The sequence below is a fragment of the Ruminococcus sp. RTP21358st1_G6_RTP21358_211008 genome (genome assembly GCF_040908885.1).
Lineage (GTDB): Bacteria > Bacillota > Clostridia > Lachnospirales > Lachnospiraceae > Blautia_A > Blautia_A faecis.
In genome coordinates, this window is record NZ_JBDGDM010000051.1 from 1 (window position 1) to 15,452 (window position 15,452).

Genomic DNA, 15,452 nt, shown 5'->3' on the forward strand with positions numbered 1-15,452 from the left:
ACTTTATCACCTGGTTTGACGGAGTAGTCTGGGGACTTCCGTTAATCATTCTGATCCTGATCACAGGATTCCTTTTAACCGTTCGGTTAGGCTTTTTACAGGTAAGACATCTGGGAAAAGCACTGAAATTCATGGTAAAAAATGAAGAAGGCGGCGAAGGTGAAGTCACAAGCTTTGGTGCGCTCTGCACAGCTTTGTCCGCAACTATCGGAACCGGTAACATCGTAGGTGTTGCCACTGCTATTGCTGCCGGCGGACCCGGAGCCCTGTTTTGGATGATCGTTGCTGCATTCTTCGGAATGGCGACCAAATATGCAGAAGGACTTCTGGCCATCAAATACCGTACCATCGACAAGGACGGACACGTTCTTGGCGGACCATTTTATTATATTGAGAATGGTATGGGAAAACAGTGGAGATGGCTTGCGAAAATTTTTGCATTCTTTGGAGCCGGAGTCGGTCTTTTCGGAATTGGTACCTTTACTCAGGTAAACGGTATTGCTTCTGCAGTAAAGAACTTCTTTGACCCGGATACCGTACACACCGTTTCCCTTTTTGGAAATACATATTCCTGGGCAACTGTAATCGCCTGCTTGATTCTTACCTTATGCGTAGGACTTGTAGTTCTTGGCGGTATTCAGCGTATTGCAAAAGTTTCCCAGATCATCGTTCCATTTATGGCGGTTCTTTATGTTGCACTTGCACTGATCATTGTGATCACAAATATTACCGCAGTTCCTGGTGCCATCGCTACAATTGTAAAAACAGCCTTCAACGGAAGTGCCCTTGCAGGCGGTGCCATGGGAACCATGGTTGTGGCAATGCAGAAAGGTATTGCCCGCGGTATTTTCTCAAACGAGTCTGGTCTTGGTAGCGCTCCGATTGCTGCAGCTGCCGCTCAGACAAAGGAACCGGTTCGCCAGGGACTTGTTTCCATGACCGGTACTTTTATTGATACCATTGTAATCTGTACCATGACAGGTCTTTCCATTGTCATTACTGAGACCTGGAATACAGGACTTGAAGGTGTTGCAATTACTACTGCAGCTTTCCAGAAAGGTCTTCCATTCCCTGCACAGTTTGCCTCCTTTGCTCTTATGCTGTGCCTGGTATTCTTCGCATTCACAACCATCCTTGGATGGGATTATTACGGTGAGCGCTGCCTGGAATACCTTTTCAACCGCAACATGACTGCCGTAAAGACTTACCGTTGGTTATATATCATCTGCGTCTTCTTCGGACCGTACATGACTGTTGCTGCTGTCTGGAACATTGCAGATATCTTCAATGCCCTGATGGCCTTCCCGAACCTGATCGCGCTGCTTGCTTTAAGCGGTGTAGTCGTAAAGGAAACAAAGGATTTCTTTAAAAAACATAAAAATTACGAATAAGATAAAATAAAAGAAAGAATTCCTCTCCTGAAAAACATAGAGCCTTGTCTGATACGATGCTTTTAGCCAGTCAGACAAGGTTCTTTTATATGTAACTTTCCTGCCAAAAAGAGGCAAAACATGTTTGCCCCTGTCTTTGTTCCAATCTTATTATAAGGAATCCGGATTAAACAGATCGCTGATGCTGTCTCCGTTTCTATGGATTCCGTCTACAGAAAACTCTGCCCACTCTCCGATATTGGTGGCGTGGTCTCCGATTCGCTCATAGTATTTGGAAATCATCAGAAGATCAAGAACCTCGTCACTGGAAAAGCCCATGGTGTTCTGATCCAACGCATTTCTTACTTTATTGAAAAGGTTATCCAGAACATCATCACTGCTGATCACCTTTTTGGCCAGATCACTTTTTCCCTCTACATAAGCGGTAACGCTGTCATTTACCATATGCATGGCATAATCTGCCATTTCCTGAAGTGGGATAGCTGTTACCGGCACATGAACGCTGCCTGTGTTCAGAATCTCCGCAATATCAGTAGCCTGGTCGCCGATTCGCTCCATATCTGTTACCATCTTAAGTGCTGCGGAAATTTTGCGAAGATCAGTACCAACCGGCTGCTGTTTCAGAAGAAGCTGCATGCACAGAGCCTCAATATTATGTTCTTTGTCGTCAATCTCCTTCTCAATTCTTCCAATCTCCTTTGTGGCAGCCTCACGGATCTCCACGCTTGCCAGAAGCTGACAGGTCTTCATGATGGCCTGACCGCACAGATTTCCCATTTCCAGGATCTCATCTGAAAGCCTGGAGAGCTTTGCGGTATACACATCTCTCATATCAACCAAACCTCCCTGTAATATACTCTTCTGTTTTCTTGTTCTGTGGTCTGGAAAACAGTTCTGTAGTATCGTTATATTCAATAATCTCACCCAGCAGGAAAAATGCAGTCTTGTCAGAAATACGGGCTGCCTGCTGCATGTTGTGAGTTACGATCACGATGGTGTATCGGTCTTTTAATTCCAGCGCCAGATCCTCAATGTGGGATGTGGAAATTGGATCAAGTGCAGAGGTAGGCTCATCCATAAGAAGTACCTCCGGCTCTACTGCAAGAGCTCTTGCAATGCAAAGTCTCTGCTGCTGTCCGCCAGACATACCCAGGGCGCTCTTTTTTAACCGGTCCTTTACCTCATCCCAGATAGAAGCATTTCGAAGAGCACGTTCTACGATATCGTCCAGTTTTTCCTTGGAATGAATTCCATGAGTACGAGGTCCATATGCAATGTTATCATAAATGCTCATTGGAAAAGGATTTGGTTTCTGGAAAACCATTCCAACACGTTTTCTAAGAAGGTTTACATCAATGTCACCATAAATATCCTCACCGTCCAGACAAATATCGCCTGTGATCTTACAGCCTTCCACAAGATCGTTCATACGGTTTAAGGATTTCAGTAATGTGGATTTTCCGCAGCCGCTTGGACCAATGAATGCGGTAATCTTCTTTTCCGGAATCTCCAGATTAATATTTTTCAAGGCATGGAAGCTGCTGTAATACAGATCCATATTTTTTACATCTATTTTACCCATAATTCTCCTTGCTGCAGAAATTTTTAGTTCTATTACATTTTCTAAACAAATCTGCTGAGTGTGAATTTTTATCAAACTGACGTATCGCCTGCTGGCAATATTATCATATATGAAAGTTAGTTATTTCTCGCCTATTGCGCTGCCACAACTGCATACATTAGCAACACCTATGGCACTTACTGACCGTTAGTGGCTTTACTTAAGTGCTTTGCACATAAACCGGACACTCCGTTCAGTACAAGTACGAAGATCAGCAGAATAACTGCTGTAGCATAAGCCTGATCCATGTAAAGTCCCTCACTGGAAAGCACATACATATGTACTGCCAGGGTACGTCCGGATCCCATCAGACTGGATGGAACCTTCGCCACAGAACCGGCAGTATAAATCAGGGCTGCAGTCTCACCAACAATACGTCCTGTTGCAAGTACCACACCAGAAAGGATTCCAGGAATTGCACTTGGAAGCACCACTTTAAACACAGTGCGGAGCTTTCCTGCCCCAAGGCCAAAGGAAGCTTCTCTGTACGCATCCGGGACACCCATAAGTGCCTCCTCTGTAGTACGGATGATCAGCGGAAGGATCATAATCACCAGTGTCATAGCACCGGCCAGAAGGGAATATCCCCAATGGAGAGCGGTACTGAAAAACAGAAGACCGAACAGACCGAAGATAATGGATGGGATTCCCTGAAGGGTTTCTGTTGTAATACGGATGATCTTGACCAGCTTGCTGCCCTTTTTCGCATACTCAACCAGGTAAATCGCAGCAAAAATTCCAAATGGCACAGCGATTACCAGGGATAACAGGGTGATGATCAAGGTGTTGATCAGAGCCGGCATTAAAGAAGCATTGTCAGAATTATATTCCAGTGCAAACAAGTCTGGTGTCAGATTTCCAACACCTTTTATCAGAATAAAACCAACAAGAAACGCCATAACTGCCACTGTAATAATTGCAGATAACCATACCAGGAGCCTCAGGATGGCAGAACCAGGATGATTTTTCCAATAGGATAATTTATTTTTACTCATCTTCTGCTCTCCTTTTCAAAGCTGATACACACAGGTTGATGATCAGGATGAATACAAAAAGTACAACACCTGTAGCAATCAGCGCTTCTCTGTGAAGATCGGTTGCATAGCCCATTTCAATTACAATATTTGCGGTCATGGTTCGAAGTCCTTTGAAAAGTCCCTGTGGCATCCAGGTCTGGTTTCCAGCTACCATGATCACTGCCATCGTCTCACCAATGGCACGTCCGATTCCAAGAACCACACCAGCTAATACACCTGATTTTGCAGCCGGAAAAACAGTGCCAAATACACTTTTTTCGTGGGTTGCTCCAAGTGCCAGTGCCCCTTCATAATAACTTGTGGGAACACTTTTTAAGGCTGGTTCTGCAACGCCGGTTACCGTTGGAAGGATCATAATTCCAAGAAGCACTGAAGCCGTCAGCATCGTACTTCCATCATGACCGGTAAGCTGTCGAAGCAACGGGACAAACACTGTCAAACCGAAAAATCCATATACAACAGATGGGATTCCTGCAAGGAGGTTTACCATTGCCTTTAATGGTGCATACAGCTTTTTCGGACAATAAAATGCAAGGAAGATTGCAAGCAGAAGGGCTGTTGGAACTCCCACCACAATTGCCCCGGCTGTTACATAAATACTTCCCAGAATGAATGGAAAAATTCCATACAATCCATTGGACGGCTTCCATTTCATTCCAAACAGAAAATCTGGCAGACCAATCTTCGCCATTGCCGGTATTCCGTTTGCAAACAGGAAAATGCAGATTAATGCAACGGCTAATACGGAGGTACAGGCCGCTGCAAGGAATACAAATTTCATTACAGTTTCATTGATCGATTTCATATAAAGTAAGTTCCTTTTTTATTCGGAAAATTTGGATCCTGCAAAGCTTTTGACCGGCTTTGCAGGATTCCTTATTTCTGTTTCATGTTTCGTAACTGTAAAGGTACTTTATTTCTTTACTATTCACTGATAGCGTTCCGCAAGGTGTTTTTTTGTGAACAGTAACTTTATTTCTTATTATTTTGTAAGGTCTTCCCAGGTTGTGATGTTGCCTGTGTAAACATCTTTTACCTGCTCACTGGTAAGTTCCTCAACACCGCTGTCGTTGTTTACGATTACAGCGATACCATCTTTTGCGATAACAGTTGCGGTAAGACCAGCCTCAAGCTCGCTGTCTTTCAAATCACGGGATGCCATACCGATATCGCAGAGTCCGTCGATTGCAGATGTCATACCAGTTGTAGAATCGCTCTGCTGAACCTCAATATCAACTTTGTTATTTACTGCCTTGTAGCCTTCAGCAAGTTTCTCCATAACTGGTGTTACAGAAGAGGATCCAGCTACTACAACTTTTCCTTCTACGTCAGCTGCTTCATATGCAGGTTTGTCGCCTACTGAGATGTATCCGTTGTCTTCAATGATCTGCTGTCCGTCTGCGCTCATGATGTATGTGATGAAATCCTGTGCTGCTTCGCTGACATCATCTTTTGTTGCAATATTGAATGGACGAACCACCTTGTAATCACCAGACTCGATGCTCTCTGCTGTTGCCTCTGCACCATCGATCTTTACTGCTGTTACGCTGTCATCCAGGGAGCCAAGGGATACATATCCGATTGCGTTCTCATCCTGAGCTACTGTGCTTAACATAACGGATGTGCTGTTTGTGATCTTTGCTGCCTCAGTTGTATTGTCTACTTTATTTCCATCTGCATCTTTTTCTTCAATTCCAAACAGTTCGATAAATGCGCCTCTTGTACCGGATCCGTCTTCTCTTGAACAGATTGTAATATCTCCGGAAGCTGCTGCCATAACTGTTGTTCCCATTGTTGCTACTCCTAATAATGCCGCCATTGCTACTGCTAAACCTTTTTTCATAGTTTTAAATTCTCCTTTTCTTCGCGGTCCTAATGTTTTTATCTCTCTCGCGATTACAGTTGTATCTTAATGTTTGGATGTAAAATGCACTAGCTTTTAAAAGTAAAATCGCAGTAAAATATGGCAGCGGTATTTTATATGTTTTTTAACAATATTTTCTTTTCCTTCACTGGATATTTCTAAGGGTTTATCCGTTGCTTCCACAGCGTTTTTCTTATATAATAAGACTATATAAAATTCTTCATGCAGAATAATCTGTATGTTAAAAATGAAAGGATTTGCCATGAACGAAGTAGAAAAGAATGCGCCCTGGCTGGATACGCCAGATCCGCAGCGTTTTATCAAAAATGCAGCAAAGTTTAATGATCTGATGATGATGTATAGATGTGCCATCCGGGAGGTACAGACCAAGCTGGAGGTTCTGGATGATGAATTTTCCGTGGAGTATAAGAGAAATCCTATTTCTTTTATTAAGACAAGGATAAAGAAACCGGAGAGCATTTACCGGAAACTGCAGAAGCTGGGATATGATTTTACAGCGGAGAATATTCAGGAACAATTAAATGACGTGGCTGGTGTCCGGGTGGTCTGTGCTTTCATTGACGATATTTATACAGTGGCCAATCTGATTGCCGGACAGGATGATATTAAAGTTATTAAAATCAAGGATTATATCAAGAATCCGAAGCCAAATGGTTATCGTAGTTATCATATGATAGTAGAGATTCCTGTATTCTTCTCCAAGGGGAAAACACCTATGAGAGTAGAACTTCAGATCCGTACCAACGGCATGGACTTCTGGGCTACATTGGAGCATCAGCTCCGCTACAAGAAGGGAATCGAGGACCTGCCAGGATATGCAGAGATCAGTGAAGAACTGCTCCGCTCGGCTCAGGCAGTAATCGAAACGGATAACGAAATGCAAAAAATTAAGAATAAAATCGGAATGTTTCATGATATCTAATAAAAAACAGCGGCTCTACCTGTGAAATGCTCACTTTCACAGGTAAAACCGCTGTTCTCTTTTTTTATTTAAGCCACACGAATACACAGAATAAAATAAACAAAAATGCCGCACCGCCAAAGATCAGTCCCACAGTCAGTGACGCCTTTAGCGAAAGCCAGATGATTCCTCTTCTTTCTTCCTTCGTCATCGGCGGATTCTGAAAAGCGCTCAGATTATCCGTCACTTCATTTTCCATTCCCGGTTCCGGCACTTTTACATCAAATTCTTTTCTGCGTCTGGATGGATCTCCAGGAAATATCTGCCATGGTCTTCTGGAATTCCAGGGCATACCATCCACATCCATATTGGCTACTGTGTAATCGGGCAATTCTTCTTTTTTTCTTTTTCCCATGTAGAACCTCCTGTTTTGCTATTTAATGTGTTGGTCGTTATTCCGGACGCGATTTCACAATGTATATTCACCGCCGCGCGTCGCAACGTTCCGGCAAGCTAATGACTAACTACGACTAAGACGCTCAGGAGAGCCTTCGCGCCTAAGTCTCCGTAAGTCATGGATCTCGCCTCCACTAAAACCGCTCCTAAAATGCGCGGCTTGCGAATATACATTGCAAAATCGCTGGTTACTGGAAAGGGAAGAAAGAAACAGTAACGACAACAACGAGGGTGGGGTGAAGTAGTTGGTATCCCGCAACTTTATTGTTTTTTGCCAATCTATCATTGCCAAGAAAGTATCGGGAAACCAATCACTCCCCCTCTGTCGAAAGTTCCTATGAACAAATAAGTCCCAGCCAGTACACAGCATTCGGGCAATGGTGATTGCTCTAGCGAGCCATTTCAGGCGCGGTTTTAGCGTAGGCGAAATCCACTGCTTACGGAGACTTAATCGTGAAGGCTCTCCTGAACGATTTAGTCGCAGTTAGCAGTTAGTTCGCTGGAGCGTTGCGCCGGCGAGTGAGCAATCACCATTGTCCGAATGCGTCCGCCTTGAACAACTTTCAACACACTAAATAGCAACAGACCAGGTAATCCCTGGCCTGCTTTATTCTTAGTCATACAGATGGCAGCGCACCTTATGCCCATTTCCCATATCTTTTACCTCAGGCACCTGATTCTTACAAATCTCCATGCACTTCCGGCATCTGGTATGGAACTTACATCCCTTAGGCGGATTCGCAGGGGATGGAATATTTCCCTCCAGAATGATACGGTTTCTCTTCAGATCCGGATCCGGCATAGGAATTGCAGAGAACAGAGCCTCTGTGTACGGATGAAGAGGATTTGCAAAAATATCTGATGTGGTACCAGTCTCCACAAGACCTCCCAGATACATAACGCCGATGGTATCGGAAATATGCTCTACAACGGAAAGATCATGAGAGATAAACAGATAAGTCAGATTTCTCTTCTCCTGAAGTTCCTTTAACAAGTTAATGATCTGAGCCTGTACGGAAACATCAAGCGCGGAAACCGGCTCGTCACACACAACGAACTCCGGATTCAATGCAAGTGCTCTCGCAATACAGATACGCTGTCTCTGTCCACCAGAGAACTCATGAGGATAACGGTCTTTATGATAAGACTGAAGTCCACAGTCATCCATGATCTTGGTCACATAATCTGCATATTCAGACTTAGGAACCAGGTTATGCTCTCTTACAGCTTCCCCGATGATCTCGCCAACCGGCAGTCTTGGGGAAAGGGAAGAATATGGATCCTGGAAAATGATCTGCATCTTGGTACGCATATCGCGCATTTCTCTATTGGAAAGACCGTAAACATCTTTTCCGTTGAAGAGAACCTGTCCGTCTGTTTTCTCAATCAGTCTTAAGATGGTTCTTCCTGTGGTAGATTTACCACATCCGGACTCTCCAACCAGACCCATTGTGGTTCCTCTCTTTAATGTGAAAGAAACGTCATCAACTGCTTTTACAGCTCCAACCTGCTTACCGAACATTCCACCCTTGATCGGGAAATATTTCTTAAGATGGGATACCTCCAGAATGTTATCGGACTGCTGATTCTTTGTATTTTCTGCTGTCTTATTCTCACTCATGAGTTTTTCCCCCTTCCCCTGGATGAACATTTGCCAGCCATCCTGCTTCCGGACGGTCTGCATAGCGGTAACAGCTTACTTCATGTGTAGGACTTAATTTGATCACGCCTGGATAGCTTCCCTGACACTTGTCACAACTAAGCTCACAACGGTCACGGAAATAACAGTAATCCGGCATATCAATAGGGTTCGGAACCTTACCTGGAATACTGTAAAGCTTGTCAACCTTCTTGCCTACAACCGGTTTGGAGCGCATAAGTCCAATGGTGTATGGATGAGATGGGTTCTTGAAGATCTCACTTGCAGTACCCTTCTCAACTACACGGCCAGCATACATAACAACTACATAATCTGCCATCTCTGCAATAACCCCCAGGTCATGAGTGATCAGCATAATGGAAGAATTGATCTTATCCTTCAGGTTACGCATCAGATCCAGGATCTGCGCCTGAATGGTAACGTCAAGAGCTGTGGTAGGCTCATCAGCAATGATCAGTCTTGGATTACAAGCAAGACCGATTGCGATACATACACGCTGACGCATACCACCGGAAAGCTCATGAGGATACATCTTATAAACGCCCTCACTGTTGGCAATTCCAACCAGCTTCAGCATTTCGATGGTTCTGGCCTTTACCTGCTCTTTGCTCATATCCGGATTGTGAAGCTTGGTGATCTCATCAACCTGCTCTCCAATGCGGAATACCGGGTTCAGTGCAGTCATAGGCTCCTGGAAAATCATGGAAAGCTCATTTCCGCGAAGCTTCTGCATTTCACTTGTAGGAGTATTTACAATATTGTAAACCTTGTCTCCGGTATTAAAACGGATTTCTCCTTCTACAGTCTGTCCCTGAGGACGCTGTACCAGCTGCATAAGGGAAAGGCTAGTTACAGACTTTCCACAACCGGATTCTCCAACAACACCAACTGTTTTTCCCTGGGGAATTTCAAAGCTTACACCATCAACGGCTTTAACAGTTCCGATATCTGTAAAGAAATAAGTATGAACATTGTCAAACTCAACTACGTTTTCCGGATTCTTCATGGTAGTGATATACTCTGACTCCGGAATATTCTTTCTGTTTCTCTTCTTCTCTATCTCATTGGTGATCTTTCGATTCTCTTTGGAGATTCTTTTGGTTTCCTTAGCTGAGATATAGTTTGCGTTTTTCTTACCAAATAATGCCATATTCGCACCTACCGTTTCATTTTCGGGTCAAATGCATCACGAAGACCATCACCCACAAAGTTAAATCCAAGAACGGTCAGCAGGATTAAGAATCCGGCCGGGATCCATACGAACCAGAAGTTGGTCAATACGTATACATCATTTACCGCATTTACAATATTACCCCAGGAAGCGTATGGGAATTTAACACCGATTCCAAGGAAACTGAGAGTTGCCTCCATCAGGATAACATCACCAAGTCCCATTGTTGCAATAACGATCAGCTGTGGAATAACGTTCGGAATCAGGTGACGGAAAATACGTCTTGAAATACGAACACCGGTAGCTTCTGTAGCAACCATAAATTCCTGCTCACGAAGAGACAGAATCTGTCCTCGAACCATACGGGCAATTCCCGGCCATCCTACGATACCAAGAATTGCACAAAGTGCATAAATTCGGATTCGCGGATCAATTTTGTAATAATCCATGACAGAACCGATGATAATGTACAGCGGCATTGCCGGAATACAGATTACAACATCAACCACACGCATGAGAATGGTATCTACCCATCCTCCAAAATAACCGGACACACCACCGATCAGAATACCGATAATACCTTCAATAATGATAACAACGAAACCAATCATCAGGGAAATACGTCCGCCATACATCAGTCTGGTCAGCATGTCCATACCGTTTCCGTCTGTTCCTAACCAGTGCTTTTTGCTTGGTCCGGAATAAGTGTCATTTACAGTAGTTGCTTTCTGGCTTCTTATAACATACTGTGTATTCTTGGTCTGAAGCTGATAGGTTTCTTCTTCTCCAGCCTCATTAACAGCTGTAAATGTAGAAGCTTTGTCAGCAATTGCCTGTTCTACTGCTTCTTTAAAGGAAAGAGAAAGGAACACACCCTTTGCCTGAGGAGATACCAGAAGATTGGAAACAGTGGCATAAACTTCGCCATCCTTTATAACCTCTGTGGATGTCTCGTTCTCTGTTGTAATCAGCTCATAGGTTGCGCCATCGTATTCAAAAGAAGCATCTCCTGCTTCAATTGCATCAAGTGCTGCCTGTTGGAAATCAAATCCCATCTCTGCATCATTCGTTGCTGCGCTGAATACTTTCTTGGTTGCAAATGCAACTTCGCCGGAAATTGTGATCTGATTCTCACGTCCGGCCTTCTCAATTGTATAGGTAGTTCCATCTACTTCAAAGGTATTGGCATCATTTGCCACAGCCTCTTCATAGCCTTCTTTGATTTCATCTGTTATTTCTGTATTTCCAACCTGTTTATAAGTAGATTTTCCTTTCAGTGTAAGAACGGTTGCTACTGATTCTGAAGAATAAATTGCCCAGTAATCTTCACCTTTTTGTTCCAATCCGTAGGTTACATCATTTGCTTCAAAGGAATCATTTCCCTTGTTTGTAGCAAGAATAAATTTCTGCTGTCCCTGCGCAGGAAATTCTGCACCATTTGCTGTTGTAAAAATATAAGATTTATTATAGGTAGCTCCCGCATAGTCTTTCCATACATGATCTGTTTTACGGAATACCTGGCTTTCATTGTAAGGGCTTACCATACCACCTATAAATGAAAACAAAAACATCGCTACCAGAATTACAAGTCCTGCCACAGCCAGTTTATTGCGGAAGAAACGCTTTGCAACAAGCATTCCTGGTGAAAGGACTTTTACACGCTGTTCATCATCCAGTGCCTTGGAGGTACTGACATGATCGTCTTTTTTCTTTGTTGGATCTGTACTCATGTTTTTCCTCCTAATTTACTCGTACCCTTGGATCTGCCACAGCGTACAGGATATCTGCGATCAGATTGCCGGTTAATGTCAGAAATGCCAGAAATACCATATAGAACATGGTAAACGGAATATCTCCCTGAGTTAATGCCTGGTAGGAGGTATATCCAATTCCCGGAATCTGGAACAAAGTCTCTGTGATCATCGCTCCACCGAACAGGTTCGGAAGTGTACTTCCAAGGATGGTGATGATCGGAATCAGAGTATTGCGGAATGCATGATGAGAAACCACCTTTTTCTCCGGAACACCTTTCGCTCTGGCAGTACGGATATAATCTGCATTCAGAACCTCCAGCATATTGGTTCTGGTATAACGCATAAGGGAACCAACACTTACGATAGTCAGCGTAATAACCGGAAGGATCATATGCTGTGCCATATCCAGTACCTTACCTACACTTCCATAGGACTCATGCATACGGCTTACGATACCATACAGGTCAACCCATTTCAGATTAATAGAGAAAATCCATTTCAAAATGGTAGCAAAGAAAAAGGACGGCAGCGAAATACCGATCAATGCAAAAACGGTAACTGCATAATCAATCCTGCTGTACTGCTTCGTTGCCGATATAATACCCAAAGGTATGGCAATGATAATTTCCAACAGGAAGGAGGCCAGTGCCAGAGCAAAAGAATACCAGATGACACTGGCAAATTTCTGTTTTACTGGCTGATGGAAAATCCAGGATTCTCCGAATTCACCATGAACAGCTTTTCCAAGCCAGATGAAATAACCTTCCAGGACCGGCTTATCCAGTCCATAAGCGGCATTTAACTCAGCAACCAGCTCATCATAGGGCTTCGCGCCCTGTTTCATTGACATATCACGGGCTCTTCCCTCTACATAAGAAGTCGGAAGGGCTCTCTCAATTGAATAAATGATCATGGAAACGAAGAACAGGATCATCGCTCCAAGAAGTACACGACGTACAATAAATTTTTTCATTATATAAATTATCCTTTCAGTATCGGGCGGGAAGACTGACTTACCTTGTTCTTACTGGCAGTGTGTCCTGCCGGTTCTGTCCGTTTTACCGGGCCGGGTTCCAGAGCATGTTTGAAAAAGGCTTTCTGCAAGATGTGCGTCACAATTTGTGGGAGATTGCGGGAATGCTTTTTCAGACACGCTCTAGCCCAAGGCATACTGCCAGTAAGGCAGTGGGTCCACTGGTTATGGTGGACCCACTGCGCTAACAAGTCATTCTTCTTTTATACCTTTAGTTCATTTCGATATTAATGATATCTCCATACCACGGATAGAATGTGGTAACATCTTTTGTAAAGGTATCTGCATTGATACGCTCAGGGCTGTAAATAACGCAGTTCTGTCTCTGATAGATCGGAATCTCTACTGCCCAGTCAAGAATAATATCCAGACACTGTTTGTAAACAGATTTTCTGTATTCCTGATCAGCTGTAGAACGGGCATCAATAATGTCCTGATCCAGTGTTTCATCATTGATGTGGTAGTAATTGCTCTTTACACTTGCGCTGTGGTAAACCTGATACATATCAGGATCCACTGTTGCCTGCCATGCAGCTGCCCACATTTCTGCGGTACCTGCATTTAAAGCATCCCACATAATGTTGGAATCTGTAACATCATTGATCTCAAGTGTAAATCCGATGGACTCAAGAGCTGCCTTAGCATCTGTAAGGATTGCAAAGCTTGGGTGATCTCCACTTCCGTCAGCGCCGATGATGATCTCATAAGTCATCTTAGCACCTTCCGGAGCTGCTGTTACCTTGCCATTCTCTACAGTGTATCCGGCTGCTTCGAAGAAGCCAAGAGCTGCCTGTGTTGCTGCTGCAAACTTCTCATCATCCGTCATATCATCTGTGTAAAGCGGATTTCCATCAACATCCACAGAGTAAGCTACCTGATAATCTGCATCAGATTTCTGAGGAGCTGCCCAGGATGTATTGGAGATCGGGTAGTTGATTACGGAAGCAGCATCTCCATAATAGGAATCGATTGCTACATCACGATATACAGCAAGTACAGTTGTAAGAGCTTTTCTTAAGTTCTTGGAAGCGTCAGATCCTGGCTCTCCACCAACATTGATTGTGTTTGCGTTAAGACCGATGTATCCGTATCCAAGGTTGTCTGTTGCGTTAACGATGATCTTATCACCGCTGAGTTCATCGTTTCCGTTAATGCTCTTGATCTGATCAAATGCAGATTTGCTTCCGGATGGATCGGAAAGGTCGATTGTACCCTGCTCAACACCGGCAATCTTATCTGCGTCGGAAGTCTCACGCCACTGAAGGTACTTGGTCTTAGGAGCACCCTTGTAGTAGTTCTCGTTTGCTTCCATGTATACAGTCTTGTTCTCATATTTCACAAATTTATACGGACCTGCGCCAAGTGGCTGGTTGGATTTATCACGTACAGCGGAGAGATCTCCTCTTGTGAAACCGAACTGGTTGTTATCATAGTCATAGAGAGAAGCATCTCCATAATAATGCATTGGCTCAACGATTACCCCAAGCTGATAGATTGTAGTTGCCTCGAAACCATCTGTGGTAACCTCAACTTCGTAATCACCAAGCTTCTTGATTCCCTCAATGTTCGCAACCTCTTCACCTTCACCTGCTGCAGTTTTCTGCTCTACCAGGTATTCGGAAGCGATTGTTGCTGCATCTTCATCGAAGTATGCTTCGTCGCCGTAGGCAGCTGCAAGTGCAAGATAGTCCTTGCCATACTGGTCTGCGATCTCATTAATGATCGTATCCTGATCTTTGCCATCTACAGAATAGTTCTCATCTGCTGCGTAAAGCATTCCAAAGAACTCATCTCCGTTTGTAACACCATAAGCATCTGCATAATCTTCCCATGCAGTCTGCGCCCACTCATACTCAGATGTAAGAAGCGGAACAATCAGCTCATCTTTCACTCTTGCAGCAACTTCATCCGGCATGTCTGCAAGTGTATTTGCAACATCCTCATCTGTGATGGAATCTGCTGCTGTGGAATTCAGACGGTAATTCTTCATACCTTTGATATTGGTGGAGTAGAATGTTGCATTTCCATCATAATCTGTATCAGAAAGTACATAATATGTGAAAATCAGGTCATCTGCGGTAAGAGGCTCACCGTCAGAAAATGTTACACCCTCACGAAGCTTGAAATTATATACGGTCTCATCCTCGCCCTCTGTAACAGTTACGTCGGAAAGTCCTGTGTAAGTATAATCCGTTCCGTTATACTCATGTGTCTCACCCTCGATACCATTGTAAATAATAGCACCTGTACGGTCACTTCCAAACAGATACTCACCTACATTCTCTGCGATCTGCTGATCCGGAACTGCCTCGTGGAATAATCCACTGAATTTCTCGGAGAAGTTAGTCTGTCCAATAACAAGTGGTGTATCAGAAGAACCTCCCTCAGCTTCTTCAGCAAAAACAGGTACGCTCACTGTTGATGCTGCCATGACACCTGTTAATAACAGGGCCATTAACTTCTTCTTGCTCATATCTTATCCTCCTTTTTTAAGATATTTTATTGTAACTATTCATCAGAGCCTGTTGGAGACTCCTGAGGCC

Annotated in this window: 14 protein-coding genes; 2 read left to right on the forward strand and 12 right to left on the reverse strand. The window is 43.8% G+C overall.

Annotated features, from left to right (window positions below):
* On the forward strand, positions 1-1,391 hold a 1,391-nt coding region (locus tag AB5Z12_RS16915), incomplete at its 5' end, for an alanine/glycine:cation symporter family protein (protein WP_368368717.1).
* Between the two features lie 150 nt (positions 1,392-1,541).
* On the opposite strand, the gene phoU is transcribed toward AB5Z12_RS16915, so the two are convergent.
* From phoU to AB5Z12_RS16940, 5 genes are all read right to left on the reverse strand, one after another.
* On the reverse strand, positions 1,542-2,222 hold the full coding sequence (phoU, locus tag AB5Z12_RS16920; RefSeq protein ID WP_148461217.1) for a phosphate signaling complex protein PhoU: 681 nt from the start codon (positions 2,220-2,222) through the stop codon (positions 1,542-1,544).
* 1 nt (position 2,223) lies between these two features.
* The gene (pstB, locus tag AB5Z12_RS16925; RefSeq protein WP_148461216.1) at positions 2,224-2,973 is read right to left on the reverse strand and encodes a phosphate ABC transporter ATP-binding protein PstB; all 750 of its coding nucleotides are present in this window, start codon (positions 2,971-2,973) and stop codon (positions 2,224-2,226) included.
* A 176-nt stretch (positions 2,974-3,149) separates the two neighbouring features.
* Complete coding sequence (gene pstA, locus AB5Z12_RS16930) at positions 3,150-4,007, reverse strand: phosphate ABC transporter permease PstA (protein WP_368356785.1); 858 nt, start codon at positions 4,005-4,007, stop codon at positions 3,150-3,152.
* A complete protein-coding gene (gene pstC, locus AB5Z12_RS16935) occupies positions 4,000-4,854 on the reverse strand; it encodes a phosphate ABC transporter permease subunit PstC (RefSeq protein ID WP_148461214.1) in 855 nt (284 codons plus the stop codon). The genes pstA and pstC overlap by 8 nt, the downstream gene beginning before the upstream one ends.
* 177 nt (positions 4,855-5,031) lie before the next feature.
* Positions 5,032-5,892: a substrate-binding domain-containing protein gene (locus tag AB5Z12_RS16940; protein WP_148461213.1), complete on the reverse strand. Its 861-nt coding sequence runs from the start codon at positions 5,890-5,892 to the stop codon at positions 5,032-5,034.
* 268 nt (positions 5,893-6,160) lie between these two features.
* Between AB5Z12_RS16940 and AB5Z12_RS16945 the strand changes: the two genes are divergently transcribed.
* A complete protein-coding gene (locus AB5Z12_RS16945; protein WP_227201116.1) occupies positions 6,161-6,856 on the forward strand; it encodes a GTP pyrophosphokinase family protein in 696 nt (231 codons plus the stop codon).
* Between the two features lie 64 nt (positions 6,857-6,920).
* Here AB5Z12_RS16945 and AB5Z12_RS16950 read toward each other — a convergent pair whose 3' ends face one another.
* From AB5Z12_RS16950 to AB5Z12_RS16980, 7 genes are all read right to left on the reverse strand, one after another.
* Positions 6,921-7,250 carry a hypothetical protein gene (locus AB5Z12_RS16950; RefSeq protein WP_195379234.1) on the reverse strand — a complete coding sequence of 110 codons (330 nt, stop codon included), beginning with the start codon at positions 7,248-7,250 and terminating at the stop codon, positions 6,921-6,923.
* A gap of 654 nt (positions 7,251-7,904) precedes the next feature.
* Complete coding sequence (locus AB5Z12_RS16955) at positions 7,905-8,912, reverse strand: ABC transporter ATP-binding protein (protein WP_148461212.1); 1,008 nt, start codon at positions 8,910-8,912, stop codon at positions 7,905-7,907.
* Complete coding sequence (locus tag AB5Z12_RS16960; RefSeq protein ID WP_334285095.1) at positions 8,905-9,957, reverse strand: ABC transporter ATP-binding protein; 1,053 nt, start codon at positions 9,955-9,957, stop codon at positions 8,905-8,907. The genes AB5Z12_RS16955 and AB5Z12_RS16960 overlap by 8 nt, the downstream gene beginning before the upstream one ends.
* Positions 9,958-10,109: 152 nt before the next feature.
* A complete protein-coding gene (locus tag AB5Z12_RS16965; protein WP_294423842.1) occupies positions 10,110-11,852 on the reverse strand; it encodes an ABC transporter permease in 1,743 nt (580 codons plus the stop codon).
* Positions 11,853-11,862: 10 nt separating this feature from the next.
* Positions 11,863-12,849 (reverse strand): ABC transporter permease, encoded by a 987-nt coding sequence (locus AB5Z12_RS16970; RefSeq protein ID WP_118579276.1) that lies wholly within the window; start codon positions 12,847-12,849, stop codon positions 11,863-11,865.
* Between the two features lie 51 nt (positions 12,850-12,900).
* Positions 12,901-13,029, reverse strand: coding sequence for a DUF6783 domain-containing protein (locus tag AB5Z12_RS16975; protein ID WP_368072609.1), 129 nt, complete (start codon positions 13,027-13,029; stop codon positions 12,901-12,903).
* Positions 13,030-13,120: 91 nt separating this feature from the next.
* A complete protein-coding gene (locus AB5Z12_RS16980) occupies positions 13,121-15,382 on the reverse strand; it encodes an ABC transporter substrate-binding protein (RefSeq protein WP_368356784.1) in 2,262 nt (753 codons plus the stop codon).
* Positions 15,383-15,452 lie beyond the last annotated feature (70 nt).